Origin of the sequence: Pseudomonas sp. NFACC24-1 (assembly GCF_900115235.1) — a bacterium.
Taxonomy (GTDB): Bacteria; Pseudomonadota; Gammaproteobacteria; order Pseudomonadales; family Pseudomonadaceae; genus Aquipseudomonas; species Aquipseudomonas fluorescens_AA.
This window is the reverse complement of sequence record NZ_FOVS01000049.1, coordinates 19,421-35,278: the sequence shown is the minus strand read 5'-3', so window position 1 is coordinate 35,278 and position 15,858 is coordinate 19,421. Positions and strand designations below refer to the sequence as shown.

13 protein-coding genes and 1 rRNA gene are annotated in these 15,858 nt (G+C 62.5%); 12 read left to right on the top strand and 2 right to left on the bottom strand.

Annotation, left to right across the window (positions count from 1 at the left end; genetic code table 11):
* The first annotated feature begins 6 nt into the window (after positions 1-6).
* The 7 genes from rrf (at position 7) to pgaD (ending at position 9,191) form a co-directional block, all read left to right on the top strand.
* A 5S ribosomal RNA gene (gene rrf / locus BM317_RS28115) occupies positions 7-122 on the top strand.
* Between the two features lie 175 nt (positions 123-297).
* Positions 298-933 (top strand): hypothetical protein, encoded by a 636-nt coding sequence (locus BM317_RS28110; RefSeq protein WP_060739785.1) that lies wholly within the window; start codon positions 298-300, stop codon positions 931-933.
* A 157-nt stretch (positions 934-1,090) separates the two neighbouring features.
* The gene (locus tag BM317_RS28105; RefSeq protein ID WP_092176379.1) at positions 1,091-2,596 is read left to right on the top strand and encodes a YdgA family protein; all 1,506 of its coding nucleotides are present in this window, start codon (positions 1,091-1,093) and stop codon (positions 2,594-2,596) included.
* 244 nt (positions 2,597-2,840) lie between these two features.
* On the top strand, positions 2,841-5,321 hold the full coding sequence (gene pgaA, locus BM317_RS28100; protein ID WP_092477045.1) for a poly-beta-1,6 N-acetyl-D-glucosamine export porin PgaA: 2,481 nt from the start codon (positions 2,841-2,843) through the stop codon (positions 5,319-5,321).
* Between the two features lie 12 nt (positions 5,322-5,333).
* Entirely contained in the window at positions 5,334-7,331 is a 1,998-nt protein-coding gene (gene pgaB, locus BM317_RS28095) for a poly-beta-1,6-N-acetyl-D-glucosamine N-deacetylase PgaB (RefSeq protein ID WP_092176370.1), read from the top strand.
* A gap of 1 nt (position 7,332) precedes the next feature.
* The gene (gene pgaC, locus BM317_RS28090) at positions 7,333-8,688 is read left to right on the top strand and encodes a poly-beta-1,6-N-acetyl-D-glucosamine synthase (RefSeq protein ID WP_060739781.1); all 1,356 of its coding nucleotides are present in this window, start codon (positions 7,333-7,335) and stop codon (positions 8,686-8,688) included.
* The gene (gene pgaD / locus BM317_RS28085) at positions 8,685-9,191 is read left to right on the top strand and encodes a poly-beta-1,6-N-acetyl-D-glucosamine biosynthesis protein PgaD (protein WP_092176366.1); all 507 of its coding nucleotides are present in this window, start codon (positions 8,685-8,687) and stop codon (positions 9,189-9,191) included. Before pgaC ends, pgaD begins: the two co-directional genes overlap by 4 nt.
* A gap of 66 nt (positions 9,192-9,257) precedes the next feature.
* Here pgaD and BM317_RS28080 read toward each other — a convergent pair whose 3' ends face one another.
* Complete coding sequence (locus BM317_RS28080) at positions 9,258-10,790, bottom strand: FAD-dependent oxidoreductase (RefSeq protein ID WP_092477043.1); 1,533 nt, start codon at positions 10,788-10,790, stop codon at positions 9,258-9,260.
* A 138-nt stretch (positions 10,791-10,928) separates the two neighbouring features.
* Here BM317_RS28080 and BM317_RS28075 point away from each other — a divergent pair, with 138 nt between their 5' ends.
* From BM317_RS28075 to BM317_RS28070, 3 genes are all read left to right on the top strand, one after another.
* Positions 10,929-11,489: a YbhB/YbcL family Raf kinase inhibitor-like protein gene (locus tag BM317_RS28075; RefSeq protein WP_092176358.1), complete on the top strand. Its 561-nt coding sequence runs from the start codon at positions 10,929-10,931 to the stop codon at positions 11,487-11,489.
* A 154-nt stretch (positions 11,490-11,643) separates the two neighbouring features.
* Positions 11,644-11,817 carry a hypothetical protein gene (locus BM317_RS30795; protein WP_170842390.1) on the top strand — a complete coding sequence of 58 codons (174 nt, stop codon included), beginning with the start codon at positions 11,644-11,646 and terminating at the stop codon, positions 11,815-11,817.
* A gap of 38 nt (positions 11,818-11,855) precedes the next feature.
* Entirely contained in the window at positions 11,856-13,169 is a 1,314-nt protein-coding gene (locus BM317_RS28070) for an MFS transporter (protein ID WP_092477041.1), read from the top strand.
* A gap of 5 nt (positions 13,170-13,174) precedes the next feature.
* Here BM317_RS28070 and BM317_RS28065 read toward each other — a convergent pair whose 3' ends face one another.
* On the bottom strand, positions 13,175-14,053 hold the full coding sequence (locus BM317_RS28065) for a LysR family transcriptional regulator (RefSeq protein ID WP_092477046.1): 879 nt from the start codon (positions 14,051-14,053) through the stop codon (positions 13,175-13,177).
* 107 nt (positions 14,054-14,160) lie between these two features.
* Between BM317_RS28065 and BM317_RS28060 the strand changes: the two genes are divergently transcribed.
* Entirely contained in the window at positions 14,161-15,159 is a 999-nt protein-coding gene (locus BM317_RS28060) for a zinc-dependent alcohol dehydrogenase family protein (RefSeq protein ID WP_092477039.1), read from the top strand.
* Positions 15,160-15,265: 106 nt separating this feature from the next.
* Positions 15,266-15,847 (top strand): hypothetical protein, encoded by a 582-nt coding sequence (locus BM317_RS28055; protein ID WP_092477037.1) that lies wholly within the window; start codon positions 15,266-15,268, stop codon positions 15,845-15,847.
* Positions 15,848-15,858 lie beyond the last annotated feature (11 nt).

Below are 15,858 nucleotides of genomic sequence, written 5' to 3'. Positions count from 1 at the left end.
GAATTTCTTGACGACCATAGAGCATTGGAACCACCTGATCCCATCCCGAACTCAGAAGTGAAACGATGCATCGCCGATGGTAGTGTGGGGTTTCCCCATGTGAGAGTAGGTCATCGTCAAGATTGAATTCCCAGAACCCCTGTCTGCCTCAGCAGACAGGGGTTTTGTCATTTTGGGCCGGTAATCGGATCGAGCCTCTGATGCTCCGGCAAACCCCCCATGCCGTTGCTATGCTGTGAGAGTCGGGCTCTGGCGACCAAGAGGGCCACGACGTCACTGGTCATGGGGATTCCAATAATGAAAAACCCTTATGCTCCCGGCTTTTGGTGCGCCACCGCAGCATTACTGCTGCTTTCGGCCACTTATTTCTATGGCGTCATGCTCACTCATCAAATCGACAAGGCGCTACTGTTCCTCGATAGCGCGGCAGCGTTGATTGGCGTGATATCCATCGCCATCGTGGCCTGGGCTTCGCTTCAGGGCCAACGCATCAAGAAAAAACACCTCGAGCAAGGCAAGACCCTGGTGCTGATTTGGGACACCAAGGTGGCATTGCGCCGCGTCGAAACAGTGTTTGACCGTTATTTCTGGGGCAGTTACTGGCAACCTGGCCGCACATTCCAGGAAGTCATGGGCGAGCTCACCGGTACCCCGCTGGAAAAAAGCCTGGAAGCCCTGAAAGTCCAGTGCGCGGCCCTGGACAAGCAGGTCACCCAGGATGGCTGGCACTGGCTCAACAACGCCCGTGAATTGTGCGACGTGGCTAACGCCATGGCCCGGGAGCGCTATCAACTGGACTTTTGCGATTCGCGCGCAGAGTCATCGGGTGCGGCCGTGATCAATCGCGATTTCGAAGTGCTGGTGTACACCTGGACGGCCCGCCTCAAGACTTTCGACCATCAGCTCGATGAGATCGAAGTCCAATATTCGTAGACCACCTCTCAAGAAAACGTTTTTACCCCTATAAACATTGGGCCCGCAGGGGTGCCTGGTGGTAATCTCCCCTCCTCTTTGCGGCGTCGAGCCACCCCTTTGGCGGGTCAGGGAAGACGACGGCTTTCTTCAACCATGGATATCGATCGGGTCACTCATGAATAAATCAGCAAGCGTACTTTTGGGAATCGTTGTGGCTGTCGGTGCTATCAGCGCGGGTGGCGCCTGGTACACCGGGACCAAACTCGAGGGCGTGTTGAAAAATGCTATTGCCGATAGCAATAAGCAGATGCAAACAGCCTTGTCCGGGTCCAACAGCACAGCCGCCCTGGAGCTGGTTTCCATGGACCGTGGCACATTCAGCAGCACCGCCCACTACCGTCTCAAAGGCGAAGGCGAGATATTCGGTGGCGAGTCGGTCGAGTTGCTCTTCGTCGACCGGATCGAGCACGGCCCACTGCCATTCTCGCGCTTGATTACGCTCAAGTGGCTGCCGGTCATGGCCACCAGTCACACTGCTCTTGAGCGCAATCCACTGACTGACAAGTGGTTCGCTGCGACCAAGGACCAGTCGCCGCTCAAAGGTGTGGTCAACCTGGGTTATGACGAATCCATCAACGGCACCTACGAGCTGCTGCCGTTGGACACCAAGTTGGATGAGCAGTCCCAGCTCACCTTCTCCGGTCTTAAGATCGACGTGGCCGCCAGCGCCCAAGGCCAGAAGATCAAGGCCGATGGCTACATGGACAGCTTCAAGTTGACCACTGTTGCCGAAGATCAGACACCGGTGCAGGTCGAGCTGAACGGCCTGACATTGGCCAGTAACCTGAGCAAGAGCTCATACGGTTACTACATGGGTGACAACACCCTGCTGATGAGCAGCACCAAGGCCACGTTTGGTGAGCCGAAGTCGGTGCTGGGCCTGAAGAACTTCGAAATGAAGAACAGCAGCAGCGAGAACGGCACCAGCGCTTCGGGGCGTGCCGATTACAAGATCGGTGAGTTGTCGTTCAACGACAAGACCATTGGTTCGGCACAGATGGCGGTCAGCCTGAAGAACCTGGACATCCCGGCCACCATGTCGCTGATGCAGATCTACCAGACCAAGCTGCAGCCCTACGAAAAAGCGGCCGCCGAAGCCGCTGCAGCCGGTGAGCCGACGCCAGAGTTGAACCTGACCGAAGCTGAGGAAGCACAGGTCAAAGCCGATCTGGAAAAACTCTTGGCCGGTGCCCCGCAGGTGGCCTTGGAAAATCTGTCGTTCAGTACCGCCAACGGTGAAAGCCGTGCCAGCCTGATCGTTGATCTGACCAAGCCGCAGTCCATGGACCTGCCGCCGGAGGAATTGGGACGTCAGTTGCTCGCCTTGCTGGATTTCAATCTCAAGGTTTCCAAGCCGATGCTGGTCGACCTGATGACCGTGCAGGCACAGATGGAAGGCCAGACGGATGCCAAGCTGATCGCTGATCAAGCCACGGCTACCAGCGATATGTTCAGCGCCATGGCCGTCGGTACTCAATTGGCGACCCTTGAAGGCAACGACGTTGTCACCAAGTTGCACTACGCCAACAACCAGGTCGATTTCAATGGCCAGAAAATGACCGTTGAACAATTCTCGGCATTTGTGATGAGCAAGCTGGGCGGCGGCGTCGCCATCCAGTAAACCGTTCAAGTCACACCCAAAACCCGGCCCGTGCATGCAGCACGGCCGGGTTTTTTATGCTCACAGATCAGCCCTGGGCCGAAATCTGTATCGATTCTGAAGAATTGTGGCGTTCCTGAAGATGACCCGCCTGAGAGTGCAAGACTAAGCCCATTAGAGCTTGGCTGGATTCCTTTGATCCGGCTTCCTGTTTGATGGGCAAGGGGGCACTGCGACCCGGCTGGCCATGTAAGGATGCTGACGAATGCCGCGTACTGTGGGTCCTTTTGTTCAACGTGGTTTGCGCCCGTTGTTTCGCGTCGCGCTGTGCAGCCAACTGTGCTGGCCGATGCTGGCGTTTGCCGATACCGCCTATGACCAAATGGTGCTCGACGCCCGTGCCGGCCATTACACGCCAGCGCTGACTGCGTTGCGCCAGGTGCCGGCCGGTCAGGCCAGCGCCGCGCAGATCAGTGACCACCTGCAGATCGCCAGCTGGGCCGGCCTCGATACCGAAGTGGTGAAAGTCTATGAGACCCAGGGCCGCAATCGAGCGCTGCCCGTCCAGGCGCTGACTGCGACGGCTCGAGCTTATCGCAACCTCAAGCGCTGGGATTCGGCGGCCGAGCTGTACCGCCAGGCGTTGGTGATCGCCCCCCAGAACCCCGACCTGCAACTCGGCCTGGCCTTGACCCAGGCCGATGCAGGCCAGCCAGACGAAGCCGTCACCCGCGCCAAGGCCCTGGTCGCTGCCAAGCCGACAGATCCGATGCGTCGACTGGCACTGGGTTATGCCTTGAGCCGCGCCAACAGCCCTCACGAAGCGCTGTTCGAATACGACCAGGCCTTCACGCGCGCCGGCAACAGTCCAGAGGTAGCGCGCGAATACATCTACGCCCTGCAACGCGCACGGTTGCCAGAGCCGGCGCTGCGCCTGGCGCGCCTGCAGCCAGGGCTGATCGAGCGTGGCGTGCAACGACGCCTGGAGGGTGACGTCGCCGCCGAGCGGGTGCGCCTGGCGGACATGGCCAGCCGCAGCGAACAGGAGCGCTTCGTCATTGCCGACCGCGCCCTGGCCGACTACGACAAGTTGCTCGCCACCTGGAGCCCGGTGGCCGAGGCCCATGACGACGTGCTCCGTTGGCGCATCGATCGCATGGGCGCGCTCAATGCTCGCGCCCGTCGAGCAGAAGTGATTGCTGAATACCAGAAGCTGATCGCCGAGGGCGTGAGCATTCCCACTTACGCCCTGCGCTGGGTGGCCTCTTCCTATCTGGAACAGCGTGAGCCGGAGATTGCCGTCGATCTCTACCGCCGGGTCCTGGCTGCGCCGGATGCCGATCCCGCGGAGCGTTTTGAAGACAGCACCGCGCTCTACTATGCGTTGCTGGAAAGTGAAAAATCCGAAGAGGCCCGTGCACTGGCCGAAGACATGGCGAAAGCCCAGCGTCCGCGCATCGAGCTCAAGGGCCTGCCGATCGGCAACCCCAACGATGAATGGATGGACGCCCAGCAACTCGCCGCCCAGGCCGGCACCTACGGCGCCGACCTGCCCTCTGCCGAGGCGCGCCTGGAAACCCTGGTCAGCCAGGGCCCCGGCAACACCGGCATGCGCCTGGCCCAGGCCGATCTGTACCAGGCCCGCGACTGGCCGCGCCGTTCGGAAAACCTGCTCAAAGAAGTCGAGGCGACGATCCCGCGCAACCGTGACTTGGAAATCGCCCAGGCCCGCGCCGCCATGGATTTGCAGGAATGGCGGCAGCTGGATGCGCTGACCGACGACGTGGTCGCCCGCTACCCGGAAAACGCCCATGTCAAACGTCTGCAGCGCCAGCGCGAGGTACACGACATGGCCGAGCTGCGCATCGAGGCCTACACCGGCAAGAGCTATGGCGGTGGCAACGGTGACGCCGGTGCAGTCACTGGCAGCCGGGACTTTGGTGTCGAAACGCTGCTCTACAGCCCGCCCATCGATGAAGACTGGCGGCTGTTCGGCGGTGCCGGCTACGCCACCGGTGATTTCGAGGAAGGCACTGGCCACCACCGTTGGCAGCGCCTGGGCGTGGAGCGTCGCACTCGGGACATGACGCTGGAGGCCGAGGTCTCCAATCACTCGTATGGCTCCGGTGACAAACAGGGCGCGCGCCTGGCCGTGGCCCGAGACATCGACGATCACTGGCAATACGGCGGCAGCCTGGATTACCTCTCGGCCAATACCCCGCTGCGGGCGCTCAACAGCGGCATCCGCGCCAACGGCGGGAGTGGTTTCGTCCGCTGGCGGGCCAATGAAAGCCGCGAGTGGCGGCTGGCGGTGAGCCCGTCCCATTTCAGTGACGGCAACAACCGCCTCGAAACCCAACTGACCGGCCGCGAGGGCATCTACAGCACGCCGCGCGTGCAAGTGGAGCTGGGTCTGGAAGTCGGCGCCAGCCGCAACAGCGGCTCCAACGAAGTGCCTTATTTCAACCCGAAAGCGGATTTCAGCGTCATGCCGACCGTGAGCGCCAACCACGTGTTGTATCGCCGCTACGAAACCACGTGGAGCCAGCAATTCCAGGTCGGTGCCGGTACCTACAGCCAGCGTGACTACAACACCGGGGCCATGGGATTGCTCGGCTACGGCCAGCGTTTCATCTGGAACGACGTGCTGGAGGCAGGTGCCGCGCTGAGTTGGCTCAACCGCCCCTACGACGGCGATCGCGAAAGCGATTTGCGCCTGCTTGTCGACCTCACCTATCGCTTCTAGAAGAGTTTGAAGATGCCTGTCATTTCGCGATTCATCCTTCTGCTGGGGGTCTTGCTGATCAGCGCTTGTGCCCAGCAAGCCCCGGCGTTCACGCCGCCTTCGCAGCGTCCGCTGGCGGCCAATGACGCCCCGTGGCCGAAGAACCATGTGCTCGGCATCGCCTACCACGATGTCGACGACCGAGACCCGGACCAGGCGCTGGTGGCCGTGCGTACCGAACGGCTGATCGAGCAACTGGCGTGGCTGCGGGAAAACAACTACCAGCCGGTCACGGTGGACCAGATCATCACGGCCCGCAATGGCGGTCCGGAACTGCCGCCCCGTGCGGTGCTGCTGAGTTTCGACGACGGTTATTCGAGCTTCTACACCCGCGTCATGCCCATCCTGCGTGCCTATAACTGGCCAGCCATCCTGGCTCCGGTCGGCAGTTGGGTGGATACGCCACTGAACCAGACGGTGGATTTCGCCGGGGTGCCGCGCAAGCGTTCCGAGTTCCTGACCTGGGAGCAGATTCGTGAGGTGTCGAAATCGGGCCTGGTGGAAATCGCCGCCCACACCGATGCCAATCACAAAGGCATCCTCGCCAACCCGCAGGGCAACCAGCAACCTGCGGCGACGACCCGGCGCTACGATCCGGCCACCGGTCGCTATGAGACCGAGGCCGATTTCCAGGCTCGCCTGCGCAAGGACGTGGCGGCCATTTCCGAGAAAATCCGCAAGGTCGCCGGTTATAGCCCGCGCGTTTGGGTCTGGCCTTACGGTGAAGCCGACGGTACTGCGTTGCAGGTGATTGGCAGCGAAGGCTATCAAATGGCCCTGACCCTGGAGGACGGCCTCGACAGCCTGGATAACCTGATGAGCGGCCCACGCTTCCTGGTGGCGTCCGATCCGGATGGCGCCCATTTCGCCGAAAGCATCGTCTCGGTGCAGACAATGGACCCGATGCGCGTGGTGCATGTCGATCTGGACTACGTCTACGACCCGGACCCGGTGCAGCAGGAAGCCAACGTCGGCAAGTTGGTCCAGCGCATTTCCGACCTGGGCGCCAATACGGTGTTCTTGCAAGCCTTTGCCGATCCCAAAGGCGACGGCCTCGTGCACTCGTTGTACTTCCCCAACCGCCACCTGCCAGTACGGGCCGACCTGTTCGACCGAGTCGCCTGGCAACTGCGCACCCGGGCCAACGCGAAGGTCTATGCCTGGATGCCGGTGCTCAGTTTCGCCTTGGACGCCAAGTTGCCGCGGGTGCAGCGTTGGGACCCGGAAACCGGCAAGACCGGCGTCGCCCCGGACCAATACGTGCGCCTGTCGCCGTTCGACCCGAACGTGCGCAAGGTCATCGGCGAGCTCTACGAGGACCTGGCGCGGATGAGTTCGTTGGATGGCGTTCTGTACCATGACGACGCGGTGTTCTCCGATTTCGAGGACGCCAGTCCCGCGGCCCTGAAAGTCTATGCCGCCCATGGCTTGCCGACGTCCATCGCCGCCCTGCGGGACGATCCTGCGACGATGCAACGCTGGACCCGCTTCAAGAGCCGCTACCTGATCGACTTCACCCATGAGCTGACCGCCAAGGTCCGGGCGATTCGTGGTCCGCAGGTGCTGACGGCGCGCAATATCTTTGCCGAACCGATGCTCAACCCGCAAAGCGAAGCCTGGTTCGCCCAGAACCTTGACGACTTCCTCGGCGCCTACGACTGGACGGCACCGATGGCCATGCCGCTGATGGAAAAGCAGACCCGTGCACAGTCCGGCCCATGGTTGGAACGTCTGGTCCAGACCGTCAAAAGCCGGCCCGGTGCACTCAAGCGCACGGTGTTCGAGTTGCAGGCGCGAGATTGGGACAGCCAACCGGTGACCGACATCGACGGCGAACTGCTGGCCGACTGGATGGGGCGCCTCAAGCGCCAGGGCGTGACCAGTTTCGGCTACTACCCGGACAACTTCATCGAAGACCAGCCCGCCGTGAAAACCGTGCGGCCGGCGCTCTCCAACAAGTGGAATCCTTGACATGCTCGACAGACTGCTCGCCCTGCTGGTGCTGGCGATCGTCCTTGGGGTGCCCCTGGGCCTGATCTTCCTGGTCACCGGGCAATTCCTGATGGACTTCGTGTTCTTTTACCCGCTGTTCATGTCCGGACTGTGGATTGCCGGTGGCCTGTATTTCTGGCTGCACTGGGAACGCCACTGGCCGTGGAAGGACGACACCTTGCCACCGCCCCTGGCGGGCGAGCCACTGATCAGCATCCTGATCCCGTGCTTCAACGAAGGCGACAACGTTGCCGACACCATTCACGCGGCGCTGGGCCAGCATTATCCGAACATCGAAGTCATCGCCATCAACGACGGCTCCAAGGACAACACCGCCCAGATGCTCGACCAACTGGCAGCCGAAGACCCGCGCCTGCGCGTCTTGCACCTGGCGGAAAACCAGGGCAAGGCCGTGGCCTTGCGTATGGGTGCCATTGCGGCGCGCAGCGAATACCTGGTGTGCATCGACGGTGACGCGCTGCTGGCGCCGAACACTTGTGCTTACCTGGTGGCGCCGATGCTGGACAACGCCCGCCTCGGCGCGGTAACCGGCAACCCACGCATCCGTACCCGCTCGACCTTGATAGGCCGGGTCCAGGTCGGCGAGTTTTCCTCGATCATCGGCCTGATCAAGCGTACCCAGCGGGTCTTCGGGCGGATCTTCACCGTGTCCGGCGTGATCGTTGCGTTCCGTCGCACCGCCCTGCACCGGGTCGGCTACTGGAGCCCGGACATGATCACCGAAGACATCGACATCAGTTGGAAGCTGCAACTGGATCACTGGAGCATTTTCTACGAACCGCGCGCGCTGTGCTGGATCCTCATGCCCGAAACCTTGCGCGGCCTGTGGCGGCAACGCCTGCGCTGGGCCCAGGGGGGCGCCGAGGTGCTGTTCAAGAACATCCGCGGCATCTGGCAGTACCGCCATCGCTACCTGTGGCCGCTGCTGTTCGAATACTGCCTGTCCACCGGCTGGGCGTTTACCTTCCTGTTGTCGGTGATCTTCTGGGGCGCCGGCAAATTCGTCGAAATGCCAGCGGCCATCGCCGTGGATCACCTGATGCCGCCAGCCTTCACCGGCCTGTTGCTGGCCGTGGTGTGCCTGCTGCAGTTCGCGGTGAGCATCCTGATCGATCGGCGCTACGAAAAAGGCCTGTGGCACATCATGTTCTGGGTGGTCTGGTACCCGTTGGTGTTCTGGCTGATCAGCCTCTTCACCACCCTGGTGAGCTTTCCCAAAGTGCTGTTCGGGCAGCATCAGAAGCGTGCGCGCTGGATCAGTCCGGATCGCGGTATCAAACCGTTCGATGATCAGGAAGAGGAAGTGATCCGATGAAAATTGTCAGGACCCGGCAACGACCTTTTCTGGTAGTCATCGATGCGCTTTTCACCGTGCTGGCGTGGGTGGGGTTGTTGTATTTGCTGGTCAATGGGCTGTGGCCGCTGCTCGACGGCCAGGCCGGCCCGCGCCTGGGAGGGACGCTGTTCGACACCCTGGGGACTTTGCAGGTCTATGGGTGGATCGCGTTGGTCAACGCGGTGCTGCTGATTGCCTGGGCGCGTTATCAACAGCGCAAAAGCCGCAGCTTCGCCCAGCGCCGGTTGCCGGCACCGGTGGTGGATGACCAGGGCTTGAGCGCCAGCTTCAAGTTGACCGGCGAGCGCCTGGACACGTTGCGCCAGCCCGGCTCGAAGATCATCCACAACAACCAGGACGGCGACATCAGCCACGTCGTGCCGCATTTCCATTTGCTCAGTCCGGACTTGCAGCCACCGCCCCTGGCGCCATTGGAGCGACCACGGGTTATCCACTTGCCGGCCGATCAGTCTGTGCATTGATGCAAGCTGACCCACCGCTATCGCGAGCAAGCTCGCTCCCACAGGGGATTTGGGTGTGGGTCAGGTTTACGACGAGAAATCCCGAACCAGCCGCCACGCCTCGTCCACCGGCAACGGTTGCTTCATGCGCTGGGCCAGTGCTGCCATGGCCCGGCCTTCATCGCAGGCCACGGCGGCGGCAACGAGGCCGTCCTTGCCCAACAGGGCGATAAAGGGCGGATGCTCGGGCGTGCCCTTGAATTCCACCTCGTCCCAATGTTCAGCGTGCCCGAGGTAGTCGTAGCGTTTGCCAAAGTGATAGGTCCAGAAAAACGGCACGTCCAGATAGCGCTCGTCGCCGCCGAGCATGTTTGCGGCGGCGATGCGCGCCTGTTGCTGGGCCAGGCGCCAATGCTCGATGCGCACAGGCGTGCCGTTGAGGGGGAACGTCGCGATATCACCCACGGCCCATAAGCCATCAGCCACACGCATGCCCGCGTCAACGGACAGCGACTGGTCCTGTTCCCGTGGCAACTGGGCAAACGGCTCGGTGGCCGGGTGCACGCCGATGCCGACGATCACCAGATCCGCAGCCAAACGCTGGCCGTTATCCAGCACCACGGCTTCGACCTTGTGCGCTCCCTCGATCCGTGCCGCTTCGCCGTCGGTGTGGTACACCACGCCGTTGGCCCGGTGCCGGGCCAGGATGGCCTGGCCGACGCTCTCGCCCAATTGCGTGGCGAATGGCACCGGGTGCCGGGCCAAGACGGTGACGCTCAGCTCGCGCTTGCGCAGGGACGAGGCCACCTCCATGGCGATGAAACTGTCGCCAATGATCAGCGCCTGTTGCCCTGGCCGGACAGTGTCGAGAATCTGCCGGGCGTGGGCGATCGAACGCAGCACGAAGACTTGCGGCAAATCGATGCCGGGCAGCGCTGGCGTCTTCGGCTCCCCGCCGGTGGCAATGAGCGCGGCGTCATAGTCCAGGCGCCGGCCATCGGCGAGCTGGATTTGCCGGGCACTGGGGTCCAAATGGGTGACCTCGCCGTGGAGCCTTTCGATGCGTTGCTGGGTGAAATAAGTTTCATCGCGCAGCGGTGCCGTCTCGTTGACCGGCATGTCGCCGGCCAATACATATTTGCTCAGCACCGTTCGGTCGTAGCCGGCTTCGGCTTCGCGGTCGATCAACAGGATCCGGCCGCCAAACCCCTTCTCCCGCAACGCCGCCGCGCAAGCCGTGCCGGCCGCACCGGCGCCGATGAGGACAAACGTGCGCGGGTCATCGGCTGGCGGGATTTTATCGGCCGGCAGCGGTTGGTCATCGACCCAGACGTCATCGCCGCGGACTTCGACGTGATAGCGCGCCAGGCTGTCGAGGGCCGGCGGCTCGCACAAGGCGCCGTCCTCAGCCCGAAATGCCGCTTTGTGCCATGGGCAAATCAGCCGTCCATGGCACACCGCGCCCTTGGCCAGTGGTGCGCCTGCATGGGGGCACTTGCCTTGGAAGGCGCGCACCTGATCGCCTGAACGCAGCAACAGGATGGACGTGTCGTTGATTTTGACTTCGAGGCCGCGGTCTTCGCGAACATCGGCGAAACGGGCGACTTGATGCAGAGACATGAGCGTTCTCCGGCAGGCGTTTCCCTTTGGAGTCGAGGGCCGGAACGAGGTTCAGCATAATTGTCACTGCACCCTTGGCGACGCTGCGGCTATAGTTCGCAAGCCGTCCATGGCCAGACACGCACAAGGTGCCCCGGTATGACTCGATTGAACATTTTCACCCCTTGGCTGGCGGCCGTCGCCCTGGTGCTGTGCGCACAAGGGGCAGCCCGTGCCGAGGAGCGTTTTACCCTCAGTATCCCCGGCGTGTCGGACGACCGTCTTTTCACCGCGGCGGCGGCCAGTGACGCCAACACCTGTGGTGGCAAGAACATTTCCCCGGCCTTGAGCTGGAACGCCGGCCCACCGGGCACCCTCAGCTACGCCATCGTCATGTTGGACCCGGACGGCCAGAGGGGCCAGGGTGTCGACCACTGGATCCACTACGGCATCAAGGCCACCACCCGGCAGATTCCAGCGGGCGCCGGAACCAAGTCCTCGTTGGAAGGCATGAGCGGCATCAACAGCAAGAACACCCACGGCTACATCGGCCCTTGCCCGCCCATCGGCGACAGCGCTCACCACTACCTGATCCAGCTCTTCGCCCTGGACCTGCCGCCGGAAGCCTTCCCTGCCGGCCTCACCCGGGCCCAACTGATGGAAAAAATCAAAGGCCACGTCCTGCGCAACAGCAGCGTAGTGCGCCGCTACCACCGCTGACCCGAACAGCGCAAACCCCTGTGGTGAGGGGATTTATCCCCGCTGGGCTGCAAAGCAGCCCCCGCCACAATGGCGCCCCTCAGACACAAAATTGGCATCACGCGCCAAAAGCGAGCACTATCGAGCCCCTGTTCACTCATGCCGGAGGATGGCGATGACGCAGAAACCCGACGGCATCGCCCGCCTCCTGAACTGCCCCACCAAGGGCGACGAAATGCGCCGGGCCATCGCCCGGAGCCGCAAGGATTTCCTGCCTGCCGACGAGGCCGAAGATGCCGAGCCAGGCCAGCCACCGGTTCAACCGGTGGACACTGATCGCGACGACTGAGCCGTCGCCCTCTTTCAACTTATCGTTCAAATCCGCCTATGACTGCCACCCCTGTTCTACCCGGTGACCGATTCAGCCGATCCGATTACAAGACCCTGGGCCTGGCCGCCTTGGGCGGCGCGCTGGAGATCTACGATTTCATCATCTTCGTGTTCTTCGCCCTGACCCTCAGCCAGTTGTTCTTCCCGCCGGAAATGCCCGATTGGCTGCGCTTGCTGCAAAGCTTCGGGATTTTCGCCACCGGCTACCTGGCTCGCCCCTTGGGCGGCATTCTCATGGCGCACTTTGCCGATCGCCTGGGGCGCAAGCGCGTGTTCAGCCTGAGCATCCTGATGATGGCCTTGCCATGCCTGCTCATCGGGGTGATGCCCACCTACGCGCAAATCGGCTATTTCGCTCCGTTGCTGCTGCTGGCCCTGCGTATCCTGCAGGGCGCGGCCGTGGGCGGGGAGGTGCCAAGCGCCTGGGTATTCGTGGCCGAACACGCGCCGCTGCATCATCGCGGTTATGCCCTGGGTTTCCTCCAGGCCGGCCTGACCTTCGGCTACCTGCTGGGCGCCCTGACCGCAACGGCGTTGGCGCGGATCTACACGCCGGCGGAGATTCTCGATTACGCCTGGCGCCTGCCGTTCCTGCTGGGGGGCGTCTTCGGTGTGATCGGCGTCTGGCTGCGCCGCTGGCTGAGCGAAACGCCGATCTTCATGGCCCTGCAAGCCGATCGCGAAGGCGCTGCGGAACTGCCGTTGCGCACGGTCCTGCGCGACCACCGCCAGGCCTTGCTGCCCGCCGCCATCCTGACCTGCGTGCTGACCTCTGCCGTGGTGGTGTTCGTGGTCATCACCCCGACCGTGATGCAGAAAAGCTTCGGCATGACCCCCAGCCACACCTTCGCCCTGAGCAGCCTGGGCATCGTTTTCCTGAATATCGGCTGCGTCCTGGCCGGCCTCATCGTCGACCGCATCGGCGCCTGGCGCACCGTCATGCTCTACAGCCTGCTGCTGCCCTTGGGCATCGCCGTGCTCTACGCCAGCCTGATCAGCGGCAGCGCCTGGCTGGGCGTGGCCTACGCCGTGGCCGGCCTGGGTTGCGGTGTGGTCGGCGCGGTGCCGTCGGTGATGGTCAGCCTGTTCCCGCCGAAGATCCGCGTGTCCGGCATCTCGCTCACCTACAACATCGCCTATGCCCTGTGGGCCAGCATGACACCGCTGATACTGATCGCCCTGGTGCCGTGGAGCCCGTGGGTGTGCGTGGGGTATTGCGTGGTGATGGGGGCGGTGGGCGTGGCTGCGTCGGCGTATTTTCCAGGACGGCATGGGAAGGCGGTGCAGCCGTCATTGGCTTGTGAATCCTGATCCGGTTAAAGACGCTCACGCAAAAAATCCACAAAAGCACGAGTCCGTACCGAGCGTCGTCGATCTTGACTGAACACGGCGCTGATGGGCAGCGCCAGCGGTTGGTAATCGGCCAGCAGGGGGCAGACGGTACCCTGGCGAACATCGGCAGCGAACAACCACTGCGGTGAAAGCGAAACGCCCAGGCCCGACAGCACCATTTCCCGGATCGCCTCGCTGCTGTTGCAGGTGACGTTGCCCTTGATCGTTACGCTGTGCTGTCGGCCATCCTGGTCGAACCGCCAGACGTCATAATGCTCCAGCAGTGTAAAAGCCAAACAGTTATGGCCGGCCAGGTCGGCCGGTGCGAGGGGCGTGCCGTGCTGTTGCAGATAAGCGGGGGAGGCATACACCCGGCGCGGGCTGTCGCCGAGGGAAACCGCCACCAGTCCCTCGTTTTTCACCGCGCCGATGCGAATGGCAAGGTCGATGTTTTCCTTCAGCACATCTTCGTTCTGGTCGCTTAACCTCAAGTCGATACGAAGCTGTGGGTGACGGGCCAGGAACTCGCCTACCAGGGGCGCAATACACAACCGGCCGAAACTGACGGGCGCCGCCACGCGCAGAAGGCCGGCGATCTGTTCCTGGCCACTGGCGAAACTGAGCCGTGCGGCGTCGACGCTGGCGAGTATGTCCTTGCTCTCGGCGTAGAAGCGCTGCCCCTGGTCGGTCAGCGCGAGATGGCGAGTGCTGCGGGCGAACAGCGCCCCGCCCAGATGTTGCTCCAATGCACGGATCTGTTTGCTCACCGCCGGTTGGCCCAGGTTCAGCTCCCTGGCGACCGCCGAGAACGAGCCGCGCTCCACCACGCGCACGAACACCTGCATTGCATCGAGCAGATCCATCAGCATTTAGCCTCTGTCTGGAATAAATCCTATCCATTGTTGCTCACTTATCGGAATGCGTCTTCGCTCGCATGATGAGCCTGCCCACTTATTGGAGGTTTACCGTCATGAACAACACCATGTTCGCCGCCGTTGCCGAAACCGCTCAGGCGCCGCTGATTGTCCGTTCCATCGCCCGGTCCGTTCCCGGCAAAGGCCAGGTATTGATCAAGGTGCATGCCGCCGGAATCAACCCGCTGGATACCAAGATCGCGGCGGGAGGCGGTGCCCATGCACGCCAGCCGTTGCCCGCCGTATTGGGGATCGACCTGGCCGGGACGGTGGTTGAGCGGGGCGAAGGCGTGAATGACTTCGCCCCTGGCGACGAGGTGTTCGGCATGGCCGGCGGAATCGGCGGGGCGCAAGGCGCGCTGGCCGAGTACATCGCGGTCGATGCCCGCCTGATTGCGCCCAAGCCCCGCTCATTGAGCATGCGCGAAGCGGCCGCCTTGCCACTGGCATTCATCACGGCCTGGGAAGGATTGGTAGACCGCGCCAACGTCCGGGCCGGGCAACAGGTGCTGATACATGGCGGCGCGGGCGGCGTCGGCCAAATGGCCGTGCAAATCGCCAAGGCCCGGGGCGCCGAGGTCTACGCCACAGGCTCGGCCAGCAGCCTGGACTTCATCCGCGAACTGGGCGCCTCAGCCATCGACTATCGGACCCAGGACCCCGACAGCTACGTGCGCCTGTACACCGATGGCGAAGGCTTCGACATCGTCTACGACACCGTTGGCGGCCCGACCCTGGATGCGTCGTTCAACGCGGTAAAGACCTACACCGGCCATGTGCTCAGTTGCCTCGGCTGGGGTCAACACAGCCTCGCGCCGTTGTCGTTCCGGGGCGCAAGCTATTCCGGAGTGTTTACGTTGATGCCGCTGCTGACCGGAAAGGGGCGCGAGCATCATGGGTGGATCTTGCGGGAGGCCGCGACGCTGGTTGAATCAGGACAGCTGCGGATCAAGGTGGATCCGCGCCGGTTTGGCCTGGGGGACGTCAATGAGGCGTTTGTCCAGGTAGCCGAGGGGCGCGGGGCGGGAAAAACGGTGGTGGACATCGTGGGCTGAACAGGATGGAACCGTGCTCCGTAGGGTCGATTGACTTGAGCGCTCGTTCAAACCCCGTAGAATGCAGGCGCGATTATGCCGCTACCCCTCAAGGACGAATTCAACCATGCGCATTTTTACCCTCTTTCTGGCCCTCTGCCTTATGGCAGGTTGCGCTTCCAAGCCCGATTACTACATTTCTCCTGCGCCGGTGGCGATCCCCGAGACCGCCACCTATTGGATCGACACGTTCAACGTTGAAGTCGTCGGTAAAAACGAACGCTTTCTGCCCGACGAAAAAGTCCGTGACCAGTTGCACTCCGACCTGATCGTCCGCCTGCTCGACGGCAATCGCTATGCCTCCAGCAAGGACACCGCTGACTATCTGCTGGACGTCAATGCCGTCTATGCGCGCCGTATTCAAGACACTCAAGGTGGTTTCATGAACAAAATCGTCGCCGACGGTACGTATCTGGCCAGTGTCGATTTCAATTATCAGGTCAAGGTGAAGAAGGCCGGTGTCGAGGTGTTGCACTTTGCCCAGGCCCGCCAGGGGCTGATGCCGGGTGGGGCGATCGGGCAACTCGAGGCCATGAGAGGCATCGCGGGCGCCCTGACGAACAGAGGCAACTCCGATGTCGAAGACTATTACACCGGCCAGTTGAGCGGCTTCATCGCCGATGATCTGCGGGGCATTCCGTCCCGCTAGCCATGCCTGCT

What these genes read in the sequence shown, in the direction of transcription:
- BM317_RS28075 (WP_092176358.1), top strand. Translation starts at nt 10,929, where the DNA reads ATGACTCGATTGAACATTTTCACCCCTTGGCTGGCGGCCGTCGCCCTG.
- BM317_RS28055 (WP_092477037.1), top strand. Translation starts at nt 15,266, where the DNA reads ATGCGCATTTTTACCCTCTTTCTGGCCCTCTGCCTTATGGCAGGTTGC.
- pgaB (WP_092176370.1), top strand. Translation starts at nt 5,334, where the DNA reads ATGCCTGTCATTTCGCGATTCATCCTTCTGCTGGGGGTCTTGCTGATC.
- BM317_RS30795 (WP_170842390.1), top strand. Translation starts at nt 11,644, where the DNA reads ATGACGCAGAAACCCGACGGCATCGCCCGCCTCCTGAACTGCCCCACC.
- BM317_RS28060 (WP_092477039.1), top strand. Translation starts at nt 14,161, where the DNA reads ATGAACAACACCATGTTCGCCGCCGTTGCCGAAACCGCTCAGGCGCCG.
- BM317_RS28080 (WP_092477043.1), bottom strand. Translation starts at nt 10,790, where the DNA reads ATGTCTCTGCATCAAGTCGCCCGTTTCGCCGATGTTCGCGAAGACCGC.
- pgaA (WP_092477045.1), top strand. Translation starts at nt 2,841, where the DNA reads ATGCCGCGTACTGTGGGTCCTTTTGTTCAACGTGGTTTGCGCCCGTTG.
- BM317_RS28105 (WP_092176379.1), top strand. Translation starts at nt 1,091, where the DNA reads ATGAATAAATCAGCAAGCGTACTTTTGGGAATCGTTGTGGCTGTCGGT.
- pgaD (WP_092176366.1), top strand. Translation starts at nt 8,685, where the DNA reads ATGAAAATTGTCAGGACCCGGCAACGACCTTTTCTGGTAGTCATCGAT.
- BM317_RS28065 (WP_092477046.1), bottom strand. Translation starts at nt 14,053, where the DNA reads ATGGATCTGCTCGATGCAATGCAGGTGTTCGTGCGCGTGGTGGAGCGC.
- pgaC (WP_060739781.1), top strand. Translation starts at nt 7,333, where the DNA reads ATGCTCGACAGACTGCTCGCCCTGCTGGTGCTGGCGATCGTCCTTGGG.
- BM317_RS28070 (WP_092477041.1), top strand. Translation starts at nt 11,856, where the DNA reads ATGACTGCCACCCCTGTTCTACCCGGTGACCGATTCAGCCGATCCGAT.
- BM317_RS28110 (WP_060739785.1), top strand. Translation starts at nt 298, where the DNA reads ATGAAAAACCCTTATGCTCCCGGCTTTTGGTGCGCCACCGCAGCATTA.